Raw genomic sequence first — 21,900 nt, 5'->3', positions numbered from 1 at the left:
CTCTTCTCCGGACTCACCCCTAGGGCGCTCAGTCGATTATGGGTGCTCCTCGACCCACACCTCTCCTTCAGGCGTGTGTTCCAGCTTCCAAATCGGCGTGATCTGCTTTAATTCATCAATGGCCCACTTGCAGGCACGGAACGCGTCCGCACGATGTTCGGCACCGGCAATGATCAGCACAATGTTCTCGCCGATTGTAATCTCTCCATACCGGTGGATAATGAGCAGTTCGAGGATATCGAAATCTTTCAGCGCCCGCTCTCGAATCTCACGCAACGTTGTTTGCGCCATTCCCTCATAGTGCTCAAAGGTGAGGCTATCCACCTCCCGCCCTTTCGACCGGTCACGCGCCGTCCCTAAAAAGATCGAGACGCCGCCGATTCGTTTGGACCGGCCACGGACGCGGTTGATCTCGGCATCGACGGAAAAATCTTCCTGCTGGACGCGGACGAATTGGCGGTCGTCCGTCTCATCGTTCATGCCAGTCCCGCCGGCGAAAGGGGGCAGCAGAGCGATCTCATCCCCATCTTTGATTTCTGTCTCCTCGTGCGCGATTTCCTGATTCACCGATACCAGCACCTTCTTCTTGTGAAGCAGTTCCCCGATTGCAGGATAGCCGCTAGTGATGGCTCCGACCAGATCCTTGACCCGCCGACCATTCGCCAAATCCAATGACAACGATCCCCGATTGCCGGCCATCATTTTCGTCATCCCGAATAACTTGACCGTTACCATGGTCTCTGATCCTCACTCCCTTCGAATATAGGCGCCGGACTTCCCCCCGGATTTGGAAAGAAGGCAGACCTCGCTGAAACTCATGGCACGGTCCACCGACTTGCACATATCGTAAATGGTCAGCGCCGCAACCGTGGCCGCCGTCATCGCTTCCATTTCGACGCCCGTCGGCCCTGTCGTCTTGGCCGTCGCCGTAATGGTGATGGAACAGCGGCCTTGTGGATCGGGCTGAAGTTCTTCATTGAATGCAATATCGACACTGGTGAGGAGAATCGGATGGCACATGGGGATGAGATCCGGCGTCCTTTTCGCGCCCATCACGCCGGCGACCTGAGCGACCGACAAGACATCACCCTTCTGAATCTTGCCCCGCTGGATCTTTTCAAGGGTTTCGGGAAGCAGGAATACCCTGGCTTGAGCTGTGGCAAGCCGTTCAGACGAATCTTTCGCGCCGACGTCGACCATACGCGCGCGCCCAGACTCATTAAAGTGGGTGAATTCGGCCATTTTACCCGTTGAATCAGTATGTTGTGATGAAACCAGTAGTGGGATTATAGGTGCCGCCTGAAATGAAGGTCAAGCCGGAAGGGAACGGTCACCTATTGTAAGAGACAGCAATTTTATGGTTAGACCAACCCACCTGCTGTCACGGGAGACCAAGACCTCTTGACGGTCGCACATCAGGCTCCCCTCGCCATCGTCGATCCACGTGGATGTTGGGATCACCTCCGCCGGTAACAAGGCTTCCCGACATGAGGCCTTTCCTGCTCGCTTACCCATACATACGTAGGATAGATCGGTTTCGACCCCGCTCGTAATATGCAACTCCACCGTTTGGGATTTAAGGGCAGATAGATCCCGCAGCTCATGCACCAAGAGACACTTGGCCGGCACCGCATAAGACGCCCTCTCCTCGCTGAGTCGTATCTGGTATCCGTCGCGCTTCTCGTTGCAATCTGCCTTGGCTCCTATGGTTGTCAGGATGTGGGGTCGGTTAACCAAGGGGTTGAACTTGCCAGTCTGACCATTACCCCCGGAACACTTCAACCGTCCTTTGCCAGTAACACCACCCAATACAATGTCGACCTCACCAGCGACATTGCAACCGTGACCATCACGGCGCAACCGCGAGTGGCCGGCGACACGGTGACTATCAATGGGCAGACCACGACGAGAAGAGATATTCAACTGGGCCCGGTGGGATCAGTGACTCCCGTGAGTATCGTGGTGTCAGAATCAACGAGCAATTCAAGAATCTACATCGTGCTTCTCAACAAAGCCAACTTAGCCGGAAACAATTCGTTGCAGAGCTTGACCGTTTCGCCCGGAACTCTGGTTCCCACATTCAATGCCAACACGCTCAGCTATACAGTCAATGTCGCCAATAACGTCGGAGGTATTGCGGTAACCCCCACCCTGGACGACCCTGCTGCGACGATGACGGTCGACGGGCAAGCCGCCGTCTCAGGCCAGGCACGCGCAATTACCCTCAATGACTCCGGCCAAAGCACGACCATCACCGTTATCGTGACAGCCCAGAACGGAACTCAGAAAACCTACCTGGTTACGATGAATCGTGGAATATCGGGCAACAACTTTTTGCAGAGCTTAACCATAGTCCCGGGAACATTGGATCCGCCTTTCAGTGCCGGCACAGTCGGGTACACGATGGATGTCGCGAGCAGTGTGACCAGCGTAACAGTGACGCCGACGTTGCAAGATACGACGGCGAGCCTGACGGTGAATGGGCAGGCCATCAACTCCGGGCAGCCCCGTATCATTACGTTGCGCGGACCAGGTTTGAGCACCTTTATCAATATTGTGGTGACCGCGCAAAATGGCACCAGAACAACATATTCCGTGGACGTATTTCGCACTGCACTGAGCGGAAACAACAGACTCTCGGCCTTGACGGTGACACCCGGCATCTTGGACCCCGCGTTCAACCCGAACACCACCAAGTATACGGTGGACCTGGCGACCACCGTCAGCAGCGTCACGGTGACGGCGACTCTTCAGGATCCAAGCGCCGGCATGGAGGTGAATGGCCAGGGCATCAGCTCGGGTCAGGCGCGGGACATTACCCTTGGAGCTCCGGGCTCACGCACCGACATCGACCTCGTCGTCGTGGCCCCGAACGGCAGATCCAAGACCTATCGCATCACCCTCGAACGCGCAGCCCCTGCGAGCAACAACAGACTCTCGGCCTTGACGGTGACACCCGGCATCTTGGACCCCGCGTTCAATCCGAACACCACCAAGTATACGGTGGACCTGGCGACCACCGTCAGCAGCGTCACGGTGACGGCGACTCTTCAGGATCCAAGTGCCGGCATGGAGGTGAATGGCCAGGGTATCGGCTCGGGTCAGGCGCGGGACATTACCCTTGGAGCTCCGGGCTCGCGCACCGACATCGACCTTGTCGTGGTCGCCCCCAACGGCAGTTCCAGAACCTATCGCATCACCGTCGAACGAGCCGCGCCCTAGATTGAGGTGATTGCAAGACCCTTCCGTCCACAGTGTAACAGGTGGCATGCGTACTCCGGTGCCGCTTTCTCAGCGCGCTGCCCATACCGTCTAGGCCGTCCTCTGGCTCGAGCTCTCGTAATGAATTCTTCTGTCAATAGACTCCTACAATGGCCTTGCTATACTGCTCTGCAGTGGGACACGCGTCATGAAGAAACGCCTGATTGGGAGCGCAGCGCTTGCATTGATCGCAATCACCGGGAGTCTCTGGTGGATATACAACTCCCTGGATGCTCAGATCGCTTCCGCCATCCGTCGCTATGGACCGGAAATCACCGGTGTACCGATCAGCCTATCAGGCGTCAGTATCAGCTTGGCGGAGGGAAGAGCCGCATTGCGAGGTCTCATAGTCGGCAATCCTGACGGCTTTAGGACCACACACGCTCTGTCGCTTGGTGAAATCCGCATGACACTCGACATCGGCTCGCTCACGACAGACGTGATCCGAATCAAAGAGATCACACTCGTCAAACCTGAAATCACGTATGAATACACCTCTGCAGGCAGCAACCTCGACAGGCTTCAACGCAACATCGAGCGCTATGTGTCTCGTCAACACGGCGAGGGGAACATTTCAGGAGACTCCGAATCAGGCAAAAAGCTGGTCATCGAGCATCTTTACATTATGAACGGAACAGTTCGCGTCCGCACCGACATGCTTGGCGCTCAATCGGCATCACTGGCGTTACCCGATCTGCATCTTCAGGACATCGGCAAGATATCGAACGGCACAACCACCGGAGAGGCCATGAGACAGATTCTTGGCCCGCTCGTTCAACAGACCGGCGCGTCTATGGCGTCGCCTGGCCTCGGGACCGCAGGCAAGGTCATCCAGAAGGGTGTGGACACGGCGACCGGCACAATCAAGCGACTTTTCAGGTAGTTCGATCACACGTTTCCAACCGATTTTTTCACGATCCCTCTCACCGAACGGTGGAAAATTCCCGCGCGTTTCAGTACACTCTCTCCGAGCCGAAGCCGCCTTCCTAAGAAAGGGCTGGCTCAATCCAACTACAACCGTCAGTCGTCGGGAACGCCATGGGATTGCTGAGCAGACTGTTCAATATGCCGTCGTTCAACGGTGCCACCAACGCGCTGTTGGTTGAGTTGGCCCTGCCGGAACTCACAGAATCACAGCGTTCACAGCTGAAGGGCCGGGTCATTGAACTGTTCCGTGCCCACAGAGCTTCAGACGGGCCGGCGGAAATCCTGCTGGTGGAGCTCAATCAAACCCCACGCATCTTTCAGTTGAACATGGTGGCCCTCGCAATGAAAGACCTTGGCTACCCGCCTCCGTTCAAAAAAGAAAGATTACAAAAGATCCGGAACCCCTTCGACCCAACCCACGCGGACGAATACGCCATGAGGGCGGTCGCGCGACGGCTCAAATGGCATTATGGCGTCGAGGTCTGGATCGCGGAGGAGTCGATCAGTTTTGATTCGTGGTAACAATCTGTTCGCTTGACAGGCCTCTACGGCACGGTTATTCTTCCCCGGTTCTCCCATTTGGTCAGGAGGCATAAGAGGACGATATGCTGATTTCTGCTGCGCGACCCCTGTTCCTTGCAGTGCTGCTCTTCTCGGTTCTTCCGCTCATCGCACCCGCCGCCCACGCCGCTGAATTCAAGATGGCTGTGGTAGACCCACAGTCCGTCTTGGAAAAGTCAAAAGCCGGCAAGCGAGCGCTCGATGGGCTGAAGGAATACGTCTCGACCAGGCAGAAACTCCTCCAGAGAGATGAAGAAGATCTTCGGAATTACGAAAAGCAGTTGAAAGAGCAGGCTCCCAAGTGGAATGAGACCGAACGGAAGGAAAAAGAGGGCCAGTTCCGGACGAAGGTCCAGGACTTCCAAAAGCGCGCCCAGGAATTCAATCAGGAACTCCAGAAGAAACAGAAAGAATTGGTCGACGAATACATGAAGAAAATCTCCGCGGCGACACAATCCGTCGCTGAAAAGGGAGGCATTGCGCTCGTCGTCGACAAAGGCAGCGAGCAAACCGTCAAGATCGTGATCTACAGCAAAGATACGATCGATCTGACCGACCAAGTGATAAAGGAATTCGACAGAACCAATAAGTAGCCGGCTGAACCGCATTCCAACCTATTCCAATGGGTAGCCGGCCTCTCGCCACGCCCGTATCCCGCCATCCATTGAAATCACATTGGTGTATCCCATCTGTTGCAGCGCATCGGCGGAGAGCGCGGACCGAAACCCGCCTCCGCAATACAGGACGATAGGGTCCTGCTTATCAGGGACTATCGCCTCAATATCCCGCTCAATAATTCCCTTGCCGAGATGACGCGCTCCCCGCGCATGATCCTTGGCAAATTCGTGGTCTTCCCGAACATCGATGAAATGAAACCGTTCACCCCGGTCGAGACGCGCCTTCACATCACCGGCACTGCTTTCTTTCACTCGTTGTTTGGCGCGGTTGACCAGTTCCAAAAAGCCCGGATGATGTTGCATGTCTTCTCCTTTAGAATAATGACGGCTGTTCGACGCCTGGCCGACGAAACGTCTCAGGAATACTGCCGATATGGTCCTCTTCAAATCCCGCCCGGCGCTTGGCCATGGCGAACAACTGCTCGATCAACTCCCAATAAGTCCCCTGCCCGGCTTGACGCCTGAAGAATCGGCTTTCTGTGAGTGCCCCGCCGCGCACCTCGCGTATTCGATTTGTAATCTTTCCGATCCGTTCAGGAAATGACTCCCGCATCCGTTCCAGGAACACCGCCTCCAAACTTCCGGACAATCTCAACAAGCTGTGGGTAGCGGTATGCGCGCCGGCCTGACGCGCCCGCTCCAGCAATTCAGGGATATCATCTTCGTTCAAACCAGGGATGACAGGCGCAACGGAGACGCCCGTTGGAATACCGGCCTCGGAGAGTGTCTTCATGGCGGAGAAACGCTTGGTGATCGACGGCGCATGGGGCTCCACTTTCCGGCCTGTCTCGTCTGAGGAAAACGGGATGCTGAAATACACACAGACCCAAGCTTCCCGGCTCAGTCTGGTCAGCACGTCGAGATCACGGAGAATCAACGATCCTTTTGTAATGATCCCCACGGGATTCCGGTACTCCGCGCAGACCTCCAAGCAGGCGCGAGTCAATCCGTACTCAGCCTCGAGCGGCTGATAACAATCCGTGTTGCCGGAAAAGACGATCAGCTCTCCGCGCCAGGAGGGTTTGTCCAAGGCGCGCCGGAGCAATTGCGGCGCCTCCTCTTTCACGATGATTTTGCTTTCGAAGTCGGTTCCTGCCCCGAATCCCCAATACTCATGGGACGGACGAGCGTAGCAGTAGGCACAGGCATGAAAGCACCCTCGATAGGGATTGACACTCCATCGAAACGGCAAGTCCGGGCTGTCGTTGCGGCTCAAAATCTCCCGACTGTCGTCTGAATACACTGTCAGTGTCGCCGCACCAGCCGGTTCGAGGAGTTCCCGATGCTGCGATTCAAACGGGTTCGGGGGATTGGAGATTGAGCGCATGCGCCCATCCTGTCTCTTATACCCAATCGATGTCAATTCCCTTCCCAAGTCGGCCGCCCATAGCATGCAGGCCCGTCGTTTCATTGACTCTCCTGAACTCAGATGCTAGATTCCAACCGCTTTTTTTTGAAGAGCGACCTGTGTACGATCTGAAGCAACTCCGCGAAAACCTCGACCACATCCGTACCTCTCTCGGGCGACGCGGGAACGACGTTCCGTGGGATGATCTCGAACAGTTGAGCGAAGAGCGCCGCGCCGTGACGACGCAGGTCGAGCAGCTCCGGTACGAACTCAACAAAGGCTCCGAAGAGGTCGCTCGTCTTCGTCGCGCCAAAGAACCGGCTGAAGCAGCGATGGCGGCCATGAAACAGTTAGGGGGCCGCATTAAGGACCTCGAGGGAAATCAACGAAAGGTCGAGGAGGCGCTGACCGATGTGGCGCTTCGAATCCCCAACCTTCCACACGCCTCGGTCCCCGTGGGGTCCGACGCCTCAGAGAATGTCGAGGTTCGTCGATGGGGCACCATCCCGTCTTTTACAAGTCCCCCCAAGCCCCATTGGGAAATCGGAGAGAACCTCGGCATCTTGGATTTCGATCGAGCCGCGAAGATCGCGGGAGCCAGGTTTTCTGTCGTGACCGGCACCGGCGCCAGGCTCGAACGAGCTCTGATCAACTATATGCTTGATCTGCATACCACGCAGCATGGATATCGAGAAGTGTTGCCGCCGCTCATGGTGAATCGTCTCGCCATGACCGGGACCGGCCAGCTTCCTAAGTTTGAAGAGGATCTCTTCCGCCTGCGGGACGAAGACTATTTCCTGATACCGACCGCGGAAGTGCCGGTGACCAACCTGCATCGAGAAGAAATCCTGAGCGGCGACAGCTTGCCTGTCCGCTATACCGCCTATACCCCATGCTTTCGGCGAGAGGCGGGATCGTATGGAAAAGATACGAGAGGCCTGATTCGGCTTCACCAATTCAACAAAGTGGAGTTGGTCTCATTGACGACACCCGATCACTCGTATGAGGAACTTGAGCGGTTGACGGGTCACGCGGAGTCGATCTTACAGGGGCTGAAGCTCCCGTACCGTGTCATCACATTGTGCACGGGCGATATGGGATTTTCCGCCGCCAAAACCTATGACATCGAGGTATGGCTGCCGTCTCAGCAACAGTATCGGGAGATCTCGTCCTGCAGCAACTTCGAAGCGTTTCAGGCCAGGCGAGCGAACATCAAGTATCGGCCGACCGGAGGAAAGAAAGACGCCAAGAGCGACTTTGTCCACACGCTGAATGGCTCCGGATTGGCTGTAGGACGGACATTAGTCGCCATCTTGGAGAACTTCCAGCAGCCGGACGGTTCGGTTGAGATTCCCGCCGTGTTGCGGTCCTATATGGGTGGACTGGAGAAGATCACGAAAGAAACGCTGTAGCTGAAGATTCGTTTCACCAAGCCTTGAAACCCAGTATGAGTACTGGCAAGAGGGCGTGAGCAGTACCTACTGTCCTCTCTCAACATTTTTATGTGATCTGGCGTCGTTTTCCTCGTTTGCCCCCTGAATTTCCCCCCGCTGTTGTGTCGCTTTAAGCGGAGGTTTTTGCGCGTAGGCGATGTGGTCACGATTTAATCCTACGGTGACCATGCGTTGACGGCGTGAAGTCTCCCGGTACGCGAAATATTGTAGGGTTTAATTCTTGTGATTGTGAAGAGGGGCTCGCCTTGTTCTCTCGTGGTCTTTGCGAAGGAATCCCAGGACAAGTCGTCAAATGACCGAGCTGTTCGGAGCATAACGGGACCGATTGGGGAGATCTGAGAGGAACAGCGGGCCCGGCAGTACACCCAGAACGTGATGTGTGGATACCGCTGGATACTCGGACTGCTCTGAAAAGACAGTGAACTTCCGCCTCTTCCCCTATCCGGCAGACCCCCACCCGCCTATGCTTGAGGCCCACATTCGATTTACCACATGAGGAGAAAAAGTCAGAGAGTCCCTCGAATTTCCTCACACAACTGGCCTACAATACCCCCCGTATAGCGAACCAAGCCGACGCCATTCACTCGAGGGTGGTATGCTGCGGTTCATCTGGGACAGAATCGAAACGCTTCTCAGGCCGGACCAGGTCGTACTCCAACCATTCATAGATTTTGATCCTCGATCGGGCAATTTAAGAATCGCCCTCCATAGTGACCTCAATGGAAAACCCATTTACCTGAGCCGGCGGTCTCTAGCGCAAGGGGGTGGTACATTCAGAGGACGGAGTTTCATCGTCAATACTTATGGCCTTGACGTTATCCAGAACATAGGAGCCTCCTGTGAATGGACAGATGATGTGACGCTGTGCTGCAGGGGAGACAATGTCCCCGGCTGCTTGGACTCATTGCGAACATGGTTCAGAGTTGAACAAACACCCGTGGCCAGGGCTGTCACGATTCACACGGCACCGCTCGAACATCGTACCTACCTCGACCTGGACGACCCCGAAACCTTAATTGTCAGGCAAACACTTACGACTGCCGACGAGTCGCTTATCCCGCTTCCCGCCCCTGCTCGTGAGGAGCATCCGTGCTGGGTGCGGGTCTCCGATCAATTTTTCAAGTTGCCGAAGGAATTGGCGCAATTGCCGACCCAGGGAACTGAAGTGGCACCGGGTACACGCCGGCTTGTGATGGATGAGGTTCCTGAGTTCCTTGAAAAGGAACTGCCTACGCTCAAGAAGTCCAGCCGAGTCCTCATCAATAAAGAAGCCGGCGAGCTTCGAGTCGTTGCGACCACTCCAAAAACACACACGTTAATCGATTTTGACGAAGGCGCATCGAAAGTTGTCGCACGGCCTCAGTACAAATACGGGAATGAATCCCTTGATCATGCCGAACTACAAGGGGCCGATGAGTCCAGAAAGTATTATAAAAAACAGAAGACCTACTACAGAGTTGATTGGACCCAGGTCCATCGGGTGAAGACCGCGCTCAAGGACAGCAGATTTGAGGAGCAACCGGACGGTTCATACCGTGGGCCAAGCTATAGCTACGATGAAATCATCGAGATCTTTTCGAAGTTTGGCATACTTTCCGAAAGCGCGGCCTTCGCAAGATTTAAGCAGCGGCTGTTCGATTTTTCGACGATTGACTCCTTAGCACTTCCAGAAGATCTCCGACCAGGCATATCTGTGCGGGATTATCAGCATCATGGATATGAGTGGTTGGCATTTCTCAAACGATATGGACTCCCCGGAATTTTGGCGGATGAAATGGGTCTTGGGAGAACACTGCAAGCTCTCCTGACAATTGCACATGTTCGCCAGGAGCATGGCCGCTGCCCCTCCCTGGTCGTGTGCCCGGCAGGTCTCGTAGAGAAGTGGGCCGACGAGGCCGATAAAGCTCTCTCGGAGTTTGTGGTGCTCACCCACTCCGGGGACAATCGCAATGAAGCACTCAGGGTTCAAGGGCCGCATGTGGATCTCGTGGTGACCTCCTATGAAACCATGGTCCGCGACGTGGAAGATCTCCGACGCATCCCATGGCGATTCCTTATTCTCGATGAGGCACAAAGGATTACAAATCCTGACACACCACGAGCCAAAGCGGTTCGCACAATTCCGGCAGAGGCACGCTTCGCGATTACCGGCCTATCGATTGAGAACAAATTACAAGATTTATGGTCAGTCTTCGACTGTCTTGCACCAGGATTCCTGTTCTCTAAGGGTGAGGATGAAAAATGGGTCTCGGATCCCATTGAGCATCGTGGTGATAAGAATGGACGGGATCTTCTTCGAAAGAAAACTCGACCATTTATCCTACGGCGGCTGAAAAAAGATGTGGCAAAGGAACTGCCGGATAAGATCGAGAAGACTGTACGGTGTGATCTCACGACGAAACAGCGCGCACTGTACGAGGCTGTTGTCACAAGGGATCTCGAGGAGGCGATCACAGCCACGGGCCGTGAGCAATTGACCCTTGGCAACCCCCATATCTTCAGCGTGGTGTTGAAACTCAAGCAGATTTGCTGCCATCCAGGCTTAGTGACGGGAGACTTCGAGGAATTCAAGCCAGGGGTATCAGGAAAGTTCGATGCCTTCATGGAAATACTCGAGGAGATCTTGGACAGTCGAGCGACTGAGCTGGAGCCGAATAAGTTGGTTATCTTCAGTCAATTTGTCCCAATGACGACGTTCCTCCAGAAATTTATTCTGTCCAAGGGTCGTTCCTGTGAAAGAATTGATGACACTGTTCATCCCGGGGAAAGGCCTGCCGTCTGCAGGTGGTTCAATTCTCAGCCGTCCCAGTTCGGAGTTGTGTCCACCCTTTTCTCAGGCGAAGTGGGCTTGGACTTACAAAGCGCCAACTACGTCGCGGTATACGATCACTGGTGGAACCCAGCAGTTCGTTCTCAAGCTGTTCATCGAGTCCATCGGATTGGCCAGAGGCGGACCGTCGTTGCGTTCCACATTCTTGCCCGTGGAACATTGGAAGACAAGATCGAGGCCAAGCTTCTCAAGCAGAAGGACCTTTTTGACTTGACGATTAGACCCGATCAATATTTACGGAAAGAACTCACGCGGGAAGAGTTGCTGGATCTTGTTCGGCTGCAACAGTAAGCTTCATGATGCTGTTACTCACGAAGCATTTCGAATTGGAGGTTGCCAACTTCATTTTTCTCCGAACACCGCTGCTTGGATGTCTGTACATTGGCCCAGACTCGGGATATGGCCGTTTGGTGAGGCTTAGTCCGACGGCGATTGATGGACCTCGCCGTGAGTACGTCGACAGCACCAGGCGAAAGTTGCGAGCGCAACGCAGTTAAGAAATGCCTTCCACCGACGAAATTGAAATACCGCAAGACACCGACTTGAGACACTTTGTGTTCTGCTTCATTGCTTGAATTGTGTCACGATCTCTTGACCGCCCACGTCTGTTATGCGAAGAATGGCTGCGCGCGCCGAAGACCGTGCCATCCTGGAAAATCCAGCGGCCGGACAGTTCAGTTGAAATTCCCGTCGTGTTACGGCCGTATGGGGGGATTGGAAAGAATCCAGACAGAAGCCACTCGGGGAACCATTTTCGGTCGCCAAGAACCATCTTAAGGGCTCCCGGTCGGGTCAAGCAGGGTTGGAGGGGTGACGGAGCGGCCGAACGTGCCGGTCTTGAAAACCGGAGATGGGGTAACCCATCCGCGAGTTCAAATCTCGCCCCCTCCGCCATCTATCAATGCAGTGTCATCCACCGCCAATGGATAGCCCGGACTATGCCGGACACCGGAACGTGCCCCTACTGTGGAAAGAGGATCGCCAATCTCAAGATCGAACCAATTGGCAACTACGAAGGGGTGGGCAACAAATACTCCGGGATCACTCTTCTATGTCCTGGTTGTAAGAATCTGCTACAAGCAGAGATTCACTATCATCAACTCAATGGGTAAAGTTCCCGCCGGTTATCGCACAGGACCACCTACCGGAGGGGAAGTGACATCACCTATTCATCAAGACGATGAGCCTTACGGCGAGCTTGGGGGTGACTGCGGATTCCCGGGAGGAATGGGTTCAGGCTTTGGTGGCGGGACCGGCGAGGGCGGAATGGGTTGTGGCGGAAGAGGATCGACAGCGGACGCCATGATCATATCAGAGTAGCTGCTCGGATTACCGACGAGGTGTTCTATGAATGCTCAAGGCTTTGTGATGATCCAGATCGCCACGTCTTGCGCATCACGCAGTAGATGGTCAGTGATACCGCCGCCGAAGATCCGCGTGATTCCAGTCGTGCCCGTGCGTCCCACGACAATGGTGTCGTGATCTCCCTTTTTCGCCTCTTCGAGAATGGTATTCGCGATGTTGTCCTCATGTCCAAACTTCAGGGCGACTCTGCTTTTGTCAAAGCCGGCACGGATCAATGTTTCGCAGGCTCGCTCGAGAATTGGGCATTCTGCCTCTTTTTCCTTCCTCACCCACGCCTCCCGTTCTTCCCTCAAACGATCGCTCAGCACCTCTTCCATGTGGGGATTTTCAGATCCGCCATGCTCCAATAAGCCACGTGGTATGGGTTTAAGTACATGAAAGAGCGTAACGATGACACTTGGTGTCTGCTGGAGAAGCGACCCCACATATCGCACGGCATGCAAAGCGTTTTCGGATTCGTCCACTGCCACAAGGATCCGCATTTAGGACTCCGTGTTAAACCGACGTGAGGCCCCCAATCGTTGGCGGCAAAAAGAAAGCTCCGTCCTTTTCAAGAACGGAGCCCCACGAACAGCGCAATATTTCCATAAAGCCCTCGATAGCGTTTCCGTTACCGGTTCGTCATGTTTCCACTGCTCTGTTCTAGTGTCATGCTATCGTCTCCTTGTCTCGGTCGGTACTGGGAGACTCCCTTAATGAAGCTAAGGACACCGTGGTGACCAAGTATACTAGGGGCAAGCAGCCCTTAACCAAGGCCTAACTCATCTAGGGCCACTTTTCTCCTGACCATGAGAGAGAAGCGGCCCTGCCGACTCCCCCATCACCAGAGTATATATGTGACTAAGCCGATCGCTCCGCCTAGCACTTCAGCGTCATGAAGGAATGAACCTCAGCTTTCGACAATGGTAGGATGGCACCCTCAGATCCCGTTCACGTACCGGTGGTCGATGACCATCTTTGCTCCGCCAAGAGTCGAGGAGCCTGATCTGTTCCTACGACGGCTTCGAGGTCATCGGCGAAGCCGAAAATGGCAAGCAGGCCTGTGAGGTTACCTAGCAGGAACATCCAGATGGTCATCCCCATGGATCGGGACATGACCAGAACGAATGAAATCGAAGCGACGCGACGGATTACGACGACGGGTCCCCACATCATCATTATCGGGCTCAGTCAACCCAAGTGGCGGAGTCGCTCGGGACATGAAGGTTGCGGGCGCGTCGGCCTACCTGACGAAGGAAGCTTCGCCGGAGGACTTCTACCAGGCCATCCATTCCGTGCTCTTTAGGCAGACCAGACTTCAATCTATACGTTATGGAGGATTCCGTGGACACTGAGAGTGGAAAAGGTGGAATGGTTCCGACAAAACTTCAGTCCATCCGGGAATGTCTCGAAAAGCAATTCGTAGACGTAAAGTTCCGTCAGGATATAAGACCGACATTTAGCTTTACCAACGGCGTCGGCAAGCAGTCCTGGCACCTCGTGATCAACGAGGAGTTTTTAGCTGACCCCATGTCCATCCAGGAGTTGCGACAATTCGTAATCGACAAGGTCATCAAGAAGGTCCAGCAGAATCCCGGCAAACGAATTCAGATTTCAAAGTATAAGGACATCACCGTCGAAGAGAAAAATCTTTCGTAGCGTTCCCGCAGTGGAACAGAACCACGCCTAAGACCGACGAGTGTCAGGATTTTTCGACCTGTAGCCTACGCACTAAAGCTTGGATCGTCAACGGCGCACTTCCCTCTGGCCGATTGTTGACGGTCACGCCAAAAAAGAAAGCTCCGTCGTGTTTCAACTATTTTTTCGTATCTGGGATCTCCTTCAATGCTGCGCCTTGAAGAGTATTGATCTTCACCAGCCTTTCGATTTCGTTCCTTAACCGGTCATTTTCTTCTCTGAGAAATGCGATCTTGTCTGTCTGGAGTACCAGCTTTGCGTGAAAGTGCCAATAAAGCCCTCCTCCGATCAGAGAACAGACCGTCAATAAAGTTATGCCAAACGACGCTGGCGCGTGCTTCACCACTTGCCACTCCACACGTAACTTGGAGTCAGACTCGTTGGTCCCCATGTCTCACCCCCTTGGACGAGGTCGTAGAATACTGGCGTGTTTGATCGAGGGCAAGCTCGTCACACCTCTTCTTACGTGTCCCCTCGCCGCTGCCCCCTCGTTTGAACCAGGCCACGAACAGCCCCTATATGTCCGGAATTGCGGCACTTCCTCTCGCCATGTGATTTCTCCACTGTCAGCTATACTTGATCCTTTGGAGAGAGGTTGATCATGAACACACCTCATACCAGGTTTCTCTGCCGAACGTGCTGTGTGACGTCGGAACCAACCATGACACTCCTCATCACTGAGTGGTTTGGAAACTGCCAGAAATGTGGAACGTGGGAACAGCTCTGTTTTCATCATTCCCGGCCAGTCCTCTATCCGACGACATCACGCTCATAAAATCCACGTCCTTCGTAACATTCATGAATTCCAAGAACCTCCCTATCCTCATGCTTGGTGCGCTGGATGTAAATAGCTATGGGCTAGAGGACGCAACTGCATCCAAACCTTCCAAGAACCTTACGGCTCGCTCCTGTTGCGTGTTTCCACATCATTCTGTATTTTTGAAACAATCAAGCGCACATGGTTCTAGTTGGTCTTGAAAACCGGAGATGGGAGAACTCATCCGCGTGTTCGAATCTTGCCCCTCCTCCATTTATCAAGACAGTGTCATCCACCACCAGTTGATAGCCCGGAAGTCCTCTGCTACAACTCGCCCACTCATGGCCCGTCCTCTTTCGACAAAAGTTAGAAGCCAAGAGCCGACAATGTTTGATAGATATAAGCGATCATCGTCTACCGAGACCTCAGGTCCATGCGGTATGGCTCGAGCACGAGTACGAAAGCTGTGACCGGTCAGAACGTCAAACTCAAGCACAGTATGCGGATCAGCGCGAGCAGATTGACTCAGATTCTCTTCATGACGGTCCTCTGCATGACCGTCGGGTGCACCGCCGTGCCGCGCAAATATCTGGAAGAGGCTGATCCGACGCTCAAGTTTTCTTGGCTGGCTGCCACGCCCGAACTGTATCAAGATCGGCTTGTCATACTAGGGGCCGTCATTGTGAAGGAGGAAATGCGCAATGGACACCTCTGGTTGCACGTTAAGAATCGGCCACTCGATGAGAATTACCGTCCACAACTTCCTCCCGGCCCAAGCGATCACGACGCAGGGAAGTATTGGATTGTCGTGAGGAAACATCACACGTTACCCAGTTCCTACCGCAGTTGGGCCGATATGACCATTGTCGGTCGTGTCATCGGCGTTGGCCCTGAAGCCCAACCGCTCGTGAACTTGATATATGCACGCGGATGGGGAATGACTCCGGCACATGATGGCGTGTGGGAGCACGCGGTGGATGAGAACTACGGCCCAACGCCGCCGCCGGAACTCATCCGCGAATCGGACCCATTCAAGTAACCGCGCCTCGAAGAATTTCCCGCATGTACCCGACACCACAATCGGACGAGAACCTGGTGAAGGGGTCTCAGTGGCTCTCTGAGAACGCAGGCCATCAACGACAATTGCCGTTCTGCAACCTCGCCATAGCCATCCCTGTATAGCCCAAGTCTCGAAACCTCCCACCGAAACGACCTACCGTGTCACTGGACGTGTCACCTTTTTCTCCTGGATGTGCCGATCAAGCCGCTTCGCTGCCTCCCGGAGATCATCTCCACTCGTGACGCCATGACGATCAACACTGACCGTATTTTGTGACCGCTGATCTCATAGCGACATTCTCAGACACTCCTGCTCCTCGTCACTTCCTCATTTCGGTGCGCCGAAGATCGTGAACGTCCTGCCCTGTTCTCCAACCCGCTTGCATGCCCTCCTTCACCCCCTCGATGGGAGTTCACAGGTCACGTCATGGGATGTTCCCCTCGAATAACTCGCCCCTCCTCACGAGTGGCGGATCAACTACCGTACTTAACGTACGTTAAATTACTAGGGTATCATTTCCCTCCCATCCTGGTGTATTTATACATAGCTTTGGTCCCCGTCAGGGGTTGCTCATGCGCTCCCCAGCGGTTCTCATCGCACTGAAAGAACTCACCGAACAACGAGCGTGCGACCAACTCCATATTCTCTGCCGAGACGGTCCGGCACAGTAAGTTGCGCCGTGGAGCCACTCGATGGCCAAGCGACTCTGCCCCCTGGGGTACCTTCGGAGCCTTTCCTGCAATCACGCGCAGAAGTCAGAGCCTCCACGTGAGGAAGGAGGGTATTCTCATGCCTGCTAGTGGGATTCGCGGCACTCACGACATCCCGTTGGGCTCCCACCTCTGTTTGTTTTATCGACGGCCCACGGAGTTTATTCAGGTGACCGCCTCTTTTCTCAAAGCCGGCCTGGCCGGCCACGAGTTCTGTGTCTGGATTGTTCCGCCACCCTTGACCATCCCGGTAGCCCTCGGTGAATTGTCCTATCACGGCCTCAACGGTCCGGCGCTGCAAGCCACGAAGCAGCTTCACATCTCGTCTGCGGAAGACTGGTACTGTGACGGCGGCTTCAATCTGGAGGATTCTCTGGATCGGCTGGCCACCTTACCGAACATGGCTCGTCAGCTCGGCTATACGACTGTTCGTGCCGTAGGTGGGCCGGGGCCATTTACGTCTCAAGAGACTCGTCAGGCCTTTATGCTCTACGAACGCCATGCGACCGCACTCATTGCCACATATCCATTAATCGCGTTGTGCTGTTATGCCTCAATCCAAGGCATAGCAACGGATATGTTCGACATCATCCGTGCCCATCCTCAGGCTTTAATTCGCACGCACTTGGGATGGGCTGGCATCTGAACTCTAAGGGTGAACGTCAACTGTATCCGTGATCGCCTGCCTAGAGCGTAGGTGCTCCGCTACCGACGATACGGACATGGCATTGATTGCGTCCGAACGAGGGAATAAGATTTCCGCGACTGTTCTACTCCCAGTGGCGTGTTCTCAGCTCAAGCTCTAGGCGATTCCTTCCATTTATCAAGGAGGTCATGCCAATGCCTGGTAAAGCCGACATCATCACGTACGTTATCCTTGGAGCGTTTGCATTGGCTATCATCGTCTGGGCGATGATGAATACAGGGTACAAGGGTCCGGGGTAATTGAATCGATTGCGGTGCTATCCCTTCCTGATAGTCATACCGACGGTGCCGTGTCGGATGGCCCTAAGATGAGACACGGCTAGTTCAGCCGGCCGCTCGTCCTGTCGCCACGATGGCTTGCATCGATGCACGATACGGACTGTCCCCACCAGTCATCGCATAGGTCGCAGCTACGGCCTCAACAATACGATTCCACACACTCAGCGCAAGCAGGCCGCCACACATTATCATAATACGGCAGATTTCTCCTGGATCATCGGCTGGGGAGCAGTAGGGAAACTACGCTTTTTATCCTAGCTGCCCATTCCTTAACCGAGACCCTGACCATGACGGAGGAGTATGTGGGATGAGTCGGTTGCGTGAGCCGTGCGTCGCTTGAACCGGAACCTCCAGGTATTGCTTACATAACCATGGATGAGCCACGGGCGACTTGCTCACTCTGTAATACCAGCATTTAGCGAGGGGCCTCCGCATCTCCCGTGCGGGTTGGAAACCGCCCTGCTTTGATCCCTTTGGCGGCCCTGAGGGCTATTCCTAGCCTAAATCAAGGGAATGGTCAGGTTATCATGATTCAGGTCTAAGAATGATTGCGAGTGTGTCGATAGTGGTGCGGGAGTGATTTCCTCCCCGACGACAATTTATACGACTTTAGTGCGTTTCGAACCGGACGATGGAATGGTTTCTCCAGTGGATACCATTTGGCATGCGCATAAGAGCTGACTGGTTCCAGCATGAACTGAACACTCATCTGGAGATTGGCAATACCCAGCTCGAATTATTTTCCCGAAGGAAGCTCCGTATGAAGGTTACTCCTTTTCTCCTCTGTGCGCTCACGGGCATGGTGACGGGGTGCGCCCTTGAACAAGAAGTGTCACGCACTCCTCGAACGGCGGTTGAGCAGGTCCTGTTGACTCAGGCAGTCGAGCAGGCCCTGAAGAATCTATCGATTCGCCTGCCCGAGGGCGTCAATGTAGACGTGGATGCAACTGGGCTCGACAGCGCTCAGTCCAGGCCTCGCATGACGAATGGGGAGGCAGGCGTGATTGATCGTCCATCGCGCGACATTCTATACATCAGGGATGCCGTGGCCGCGGAGTTGGGCCGCCAAGGCTATCGTGTCTCCGCCCGAGACATTGCGCCATATTCGGTGCGTGTGATGGCCGAATCGTTCGGGACCATGCAGGGAATGACATTCGTGGGTATGCCGCCCGTTCAGAGCGTATTGATTCCCTTCTCGCTCCCCGAACTCACACTCTACAAGAATCAGAGCCAAAGCGGGTACGTCCGGCTCCATGTAGATGTTTTCGATCACCGAACCGGTGAGTTTCTCGGGTCCACTCCCAAACTGATTGGACGAGCATTTTACAACCAGTACACGTTGCTGATTCTTGCGACCTGGCACCGCACCGATGTGACGGCGCCACCCTTCGCGGGAAGCGAGTAAGCATTTCCAGCCTGTACCCATCCCCGGGGCGGGTCTCTTGCGTGTCAAGTGCCTTTCTAATTTTCCGCCACCCTGCGAAAGCAAGCCTCCTCCCTTTGTCCTGGTGCTGCAAATGGAATATGGCACCTATCCCATGACGGAGGCTGGGTGCGCCGGTTCAAACGATCATTGGTGGCGGGAAAGCCCACCAAAGCCACCTTAAATGAAAGTCCGGGGTACGTGAGAATGGGTGGGGCTAAGCTACTCTATAGCAGGTTGATCGCTACTGGATCTGGTTCTGGTTCTGGAAGATCGACTCACTCGGACAAACTTTGAGGTGGTCGCTGTACAATGCAGGCTTACCTGCGTAGGACGAGGTTACAATATCAGAATGTCCATTTCTGCAATTAGATCCAATACGTCTTGCAGGGCGATCAGATAGCCATAGGTCCAATACTTACGCTCCGTTGAGTCTGCATCAAGATGCCGTTGGTCTCGCATGACAGCGGAGCCATGTTCAGCCATCCACTCCTCCAGATCGGCTGCTCGCGTTTCCAAATGACGGACCAACCCGTTCTTCTCGCTCATACTTTTACGGTAGTCTCAAATTCTCTTCATTGCAACACAAAAAATCCCTCACTACAGCGTTTGTGCATTTCAGGACCGTATCTCCTTGGGTCAACCCATCTCATCGACATAGCCAGCCGTCCTGAAAGATGATCTCTATCGCTTCAAGGACCAGGAATGATCCGTCAACACTCTCAGAACCCTGGCTGCGGGTCTCTCACCACCCGAAGAACAGCTAGGGTACTCGTGGACTATTTCGGCGCTGGAATGAACTCTAGAAAATCTCCCGTGCAGTTTTCTACGCGCCGATTTTCCGGCAGTGGATATCTCGGATCACAGAGCCATGCGAATCGAATCGTGTCGATCAGATATACCCTGACAGGAAACGGGTCGGTGCCAGGGGTGAGGCGGTACCAGTGCCAGCCCACCTTCAACTCGCTTTTCGGCCCTTCTTGATTGCCGTCCACCCCTGGTGCATCTTTCTCGTCTTGTGTCACCACCAATTCCTTTCGTTCAACACCGCTTCCCGCCGATGCGTCACACACAATCGTCATGAGCGCCACTGTTTATTCTGACGGTTATTGTAAAACAATCCAGCCACGCGAGGCCCCCGTAATCGTTCAGAGGTTCCTCTTTTATGAGAACTTGCGTTCTTGCACCGTCATCACACTGTGTCGTTTAAGGGGGCTCCTCTCCCGTTGCTCCTCACCAGGTCGTCGCAACAAGGTGGGCCTAATCTCAACAATGCGTCCATTGATCCACCAGCGTTCTTTGCTTCCATCATAGCCATTCGCACCTACGACGTAAAGCTCAGACATCCTCGTCGGCGGGGCGTTGTAATAATGATCCGCGGAAAGACAGCGGTCAGGACCCGAACCTGGAGCAACTCTTGAATCGGTCGCTTGTCCATGGCTCCCACGCTCTGTCGCAAGGTTAGCCGTGCGATGGATGGCAGGCTAAAACAACCTTGGCGATTCTTTCAATGGATCTCATGACGAGGTGTTGACACCTCGTTCTCCTCCACGTAGGTTTTTCCTGAGACCTCGTCGCTTGTACACACAGGACACGAACATTGTGGATTGGTCAGTGCTGATCGGCCTATTCGTGCTTCTCATCCTCGGTGGAGCCGGCATGTTCTGTCTCCGCAGATTCATCGCGAAAACCAGGAAAGAGTTTCAAGAACATCAACCCGCCCTTCGTGTGACCAACCTCTCGACGATGAATGCCGGAGATGTGATTACGTTGACACCGGAATTGGAAAACGCCGGGCGCGGAGCGGCCTTCGATTGCGTGCTCCAGCTGAGAGGATGGGACGGCGACTTCTCCGTCAAGGCCATGTACCCGGATGGGCCACGGCACCGGAAACACGCCATCCCGATCGTTCTTGGTCCGGAAGCGCCGATCCGGGCGAAATCCCTCAGCAGGTGCTATTTGCGACTATCGTGTCGTGATCGGTGGGAACTGCGGTACGAATGTTGGTACCCCGTCATTCAAGCACAGAACCCGAACACTCACCTGTACAACATTCAGATCGACCTGACTCGACCGGAACTGACTGAGCCGAACCTCTCATTTCCAGAGATGTGGAAGTTGCTTCGGAAACATCTCTGAACCACTGATGCAATGTGGAAGCCGGACTGAGACAGCGCGTTACATGACACCCTCTCCATCGCAGTTGCATTCCCATTTCCTGGACTTTACCATTTCAGTAACGGGACCAAGAGGTTACCCAGCTTATGGCGATGTAAGATTCGTGTCCGATGGACGACTGATCGGCAGTCGCCCATCCGACGCCAGAAGGAGATTCTTATGCCTCCTAAAATTCAGATCGCTCCAATCGTCAAAGTGACAAAAGCCGATGAAGAATGGAGGAAACAGTTGTCGTCTGCCGCCTACCGAGTATTACGGCATGAAGATACAGAACGCCCGTTTGTCAATCCGTTGCATGAGAACCACGAGTCCGGAATCTATTATTGTGCGGGCTGCGACTTACCGCTGTTCTCCTCCGAGCACAAGTTCGACAGCCGTACAGGCTGGCCCAGCTTCTGGCAGCCGATCGATTCCCGCGTCATCGAAAGCCGCACCGATTTCAAACTTTTTGTCCCCCGTACGGAGGTGCATTGCGCCCGATGCGAGGGTCACCAGGGTCACGTGTTTAAGGACGGGCCGAAGCCGACCGGCCTTCGCTATTGCATCAATGGGGTCGCACTGAAATTCGTGGCCGGCTGATTGTGCTGGACTATCACTATTTTCTTTCGACCAACGGTCTTCCTGCACGCCAGCGCAAGCGACCGGCCTCCCGTCAATCGCCGCTGGCACTCCCCGGCTGATTCGCGGT

The 21,900-nt window shown here is 54.5% G+C and carries 22 protein-coding genes and 1 tRNA gene; 13 read left to right on the top strand and 10 right to left on the bottom strand.

From position 1 onward, the window contains the following. Nucleotides 1-36: 36 nt before the first annotated feature. Entirely contained in the window at nt 37-735 is a 699-nt protein-coding gene (locus H8K04_07215) for a molybdenum cofactor biosynthesis protein MoaE (protein UVT17322.1), read from the bottom strand. 12 nt (nt 736-747) lie between these two features. Then, nucleotides 748-1,242: a cyclic pyranopterin monophosphate synthase MoaC gene (gene moaC, locus H8K04_07210; GenBank protein ID UVT17321.1), complete on the bottom strand. Its 495-nt coding sequence runs from the start codon at nt 1,240-1,242 to the stop codon at nt 748-750. A 477-nt stretch (nt 1,243-1,719) separates the two neighbouring features. On the opposite strand from moaC, the gene H8K04_07205 reads away from it, so the two are divergent. The 4 genes from H8K04_07205 to H8K04_07190 all read left to right on the top strand — a co-directional run bounded on the left by H8K04_07205 (nt 1,720) and on the right by H8K04_07190 (nt 5,342). Next, complete coding sequence (locus tag H8K04_07205) at nt 1,720-3,222, top strand: cadherin-like beta sandwich domain-containing protein (protein ID UVT17320.1); 1,503 nt, start codon at nt 1,720-1,722, stop codon at nt 3,220-3,222. A 187-nt stretch (nt 3,223-3,409) separates the two neighbouring features. Next, on the top strand, nt 3,410-4,144 hold the full coding sequence (locus H8K04_07200; GenBank protein ID UVT17319.1) for a hypothetical protein: 735 nt from the start codon (nt 3,410-3,412) through the stop codon (nt 4,142-4,144). 155 nt (nt 4,145-4,299) lie between these two features. Next, nucleotides 4,300-4,710, top strand: coding sequence for a hypothetical protein (locus H8K04_07195; GenBank protein ID UVT17318.1), 411 nt, complete (start codon nt 4,300-4,302; stop codon nt 4,708-4,710). Between the two features lie 83 nt (nt 4,711-4,793). Continuing rightward, nucleotides 4,794-5,342 (top strand): OmpH family outer membrane protein, encoded by a 549-nt coding sequence (locus H8K04_07190; GenBank protein ID UVT17317.1) that lies wholly within the window; start codon nt 4,794-4,796, stop codon nt 5,340-5,342. Nucleotides 5,343-5,363: 21 nt separating this feature from the next. Here the strand turns inward: H8K04_07190 and H8K04_07185 are convergent, their stop codons facing one another. Next, nucleotides 5,364-5,729, bottom strand: coding sequence for a sulfurtransferase (locus H8K04_07185; GenBank protein UVT17316.1), 366 nt, complete (start codon nt 5,727-5,729; stop codon nt 5,364-5,366). A gap of 10 nt (nt 5,730-5,739) precedes the next feature. Next, the gene (locus tag H8K04_07180) at nt 5,740-6,819 is read right to left on the bottom strand and encodes a PA0069 family radical SAM protein (protein UVT17896.1); all 1,080 of its coding nucleotides are present in this window, start codon (nt 6,817-6,819) and stop codon (nt 5,740-5,742) included. Between the two features lie 74 nt (nt 6,820-6,893). Between H8K04_07180 and serS the strand changes: the two genes are divergently transcribed. The 3 genes from serS (at nt 6,894) to H8K04_07165 (ending at nt 11,952) form a co-directional block, all read left to right on the top strand. Continuing rightward, complete coding sequence (gene serS / locus H8K04_07175) at nt 6,894-8,186, top strand: serine--tRNA ligase (GenBank protein UVT17315.1); 1,293 nt, start codon at nt 6,894-6,896, stop codon at nt 8,184-8,186. Nucleotides 8,187-9,165: 979 nt separating this feature from the next. Next, nucleotides 9,166-11,349, top strand: a complete 2,184-nt coding sequence (locus tag H8K04_07170) for a hypothetical protein (protein ID UVT17314.1) — start codon at nt 9,166-9,168, stop codon at nt 11,347-11,349. 513 nt (nt 11,350-11,862) lie between these two features. After that, nucleotides 11,863-11,952 (top strand) — tRNA-Ser (locus tag H8K04_07165). Nucleotides 11,953-12,413: 461 nt separating this feature from the next. On the opposite strand, the gene H8K04_07160 is transcribed toward H8K04_07165, so the two are convergent. Next, nucleotides 12,414-12,905: a universal stress protein gene (locus H8K04_07160; protein ID UVT17313.1), complete on the bottom strand. Its 492-nt coding sequence runs from the start codon at nt 12,903-12,905 to the stop codon at nt 12,414-12,416. Nucleotides 12,906-13,353: 448 nt separating this feature from the next. Next, nucleotides 13,354-13,581: a hypothetical protein gene (locus H8K04_07155; protein UVT17312.1), complete on the bottom strand. Its 228-nt coding sequence runs from the start codon at nt 13,579-13,581 to the stop codon at nt 13,354-13,356. Nucleotides 13,582-13,746: 165 nt separating this feature from the next. Here H8K04_07155 and H8K04_07150 point away from each other — a divergent pair, with 165 nt between their 5' ends. Then, nucleotides 13,747-14,061, top strand: coding sequence for a hypothetical protein (locus tag H8K04_07150; protein UVT17311.1), 315 nt, complete (start codon nt 13,747-13,749; stop codon nt 14,059-14,061). A 157-nt stretch (nt 14,062-14,218) separates the two neighbouring features. Here the strand turns inward: H8K04_07150 and H8K04_07145 are convergent, their stop codons facing one another. Next, the gene (locus H8K04_07145) at nt 14,219-14,491 is read right to left on the bottom strand and encodes a hypothetical protein (GenBank protein UVT17310.1); all 273 of its coding nucleotides are present in this window, start codon (nt 14,489-14,491) and stop codon (nt 14,219-14,221) included. 832 nt (nt 14,492-15,323) lie between these two features. Here H8K04_07145 and H8K04_07140 point away from each other — a divergent pair. Continuing rightward, nucleotides 15,324-15,896, top strand: coding sequence for a Slp family lipoprotein (locus H8K04_07140; GenBank protein UVT17309.1), 573 nt, complete (start codon nt 15,324-15,326; stop codon nt 15,894-15,896). A gap of 810 nt (nt 15,897-16,706) precedes the next feature. Then, on the top strand, nt 16,707-17,273 hold the full coding sequence (locus H8K04_07135; protein ID UVT17308.1) for an MEDS domain-containing protein: 567 nt from the start codon (nt 16,707-16,709) through the stop codon (nt 17,271-17,273). Between the two features lie 383 nt (nt 17,274-17,656). Here H8K04_07135 and H8K04_07130 read toward each other — a convergent pair whose 3' ends face one another. Then, entirely contained in the window at nt 17,657-17,803 is a 147-nt protein-coding gene (locus H8K04_07130) for a hypothetical protein (GenBank protein UVT17307.1), read from the bottom strand. 568 nt (nt 17,804-18,371) lie between these two features. Between H8K04_07130 and H8K04_07125 the strand changes: the two genes are divergently transcribed. After that, on the top strand, nt 18,372-19,016 hold the full coding sequence (locus H8K04_07125; GenBank protein UVT17306.1) for a hypothetical protein: 645 nt from the start codon (nt 18,372-18,374) through the stop codon (nt 19,014-19,016). A 357-nt stretch (nt 19,017-19,373) separates the two neighbouring features. Here the strand turns inward: H8K04_07125 and H8K04_07120 are convergent, their stop codons facing one another. Both H8K04_07120 and H8K04_07115 read right to left on the bottom strand, forming a co-directional pair. Then, the gene (locus H8K04_07120) at nt 19,374-19,583 is read right to left on the bottom strand and encodes a hypothetical protein (protein ID UVT17305.1); all 210 of its coding nucleotides are present in this window, start codon (nt 19,581-19,583) and stop codon (nt 19,374-19,376) included. A gap of 230 nt (nt 19,584-19,813) precedes the next feature. Continuing rightward, nucleotides 19,814-20,116 (bottom strand): hypothetical protein, encoded by a 303-nt coding sequence (locus tag H8K04_07115; GenBank protein UVT17304.1) that lies wholly within the window; start codon nt 20,114-20,116, stop codon nt 19,814-19,816. A gap of 520 nt (nt 20,117-20,636) precedes the next feature. On the opposite strand from H8K04_07115, the gene H8K04_07110 reads away from it, so the two are divergent. Both H8K04_07110 and msrB read left to right on the top strand, forming a co-directional pair. Further along, nucleotides 20,637-21,173, top strand: coding sequence for a hypothetical protein (locus tag H8K04_07110; GenBank protein UVT17303.1), 537 nt, complete (start codon nt 20,637-20,639; stop codon nt 21,171-21,173). Nucleotides 21,174-21,371: 198 nt separating this feature from the next. Beyond that, a complete protein-coding gene (msrB, locus tag H8K04_07105; GenBank protein UVT17302.1) occupies nt 21,372-21,791 on the top strand; it encodes a peptide-methionine (R)-S-oxide reductase MsrB in 420 nt (139 codons plus the stop codon). Nucleotides 21,792-21,900 lie beyond the last annotated feature (109 nt).

It is taken from the genome of Nitrospira sp., from assembly GCA_024760525.1.
Lineage (GTDB): Bacteria > Nitrospirota > Nitrospiria > Nitrospirales > Nitrospiraceae > Nitrospira_D.
The sequence above is the reverse complement of the archived record's forward strand: the minus strand, read 5'-3'. Positions and strand labels throughout refer to the sequence as shown.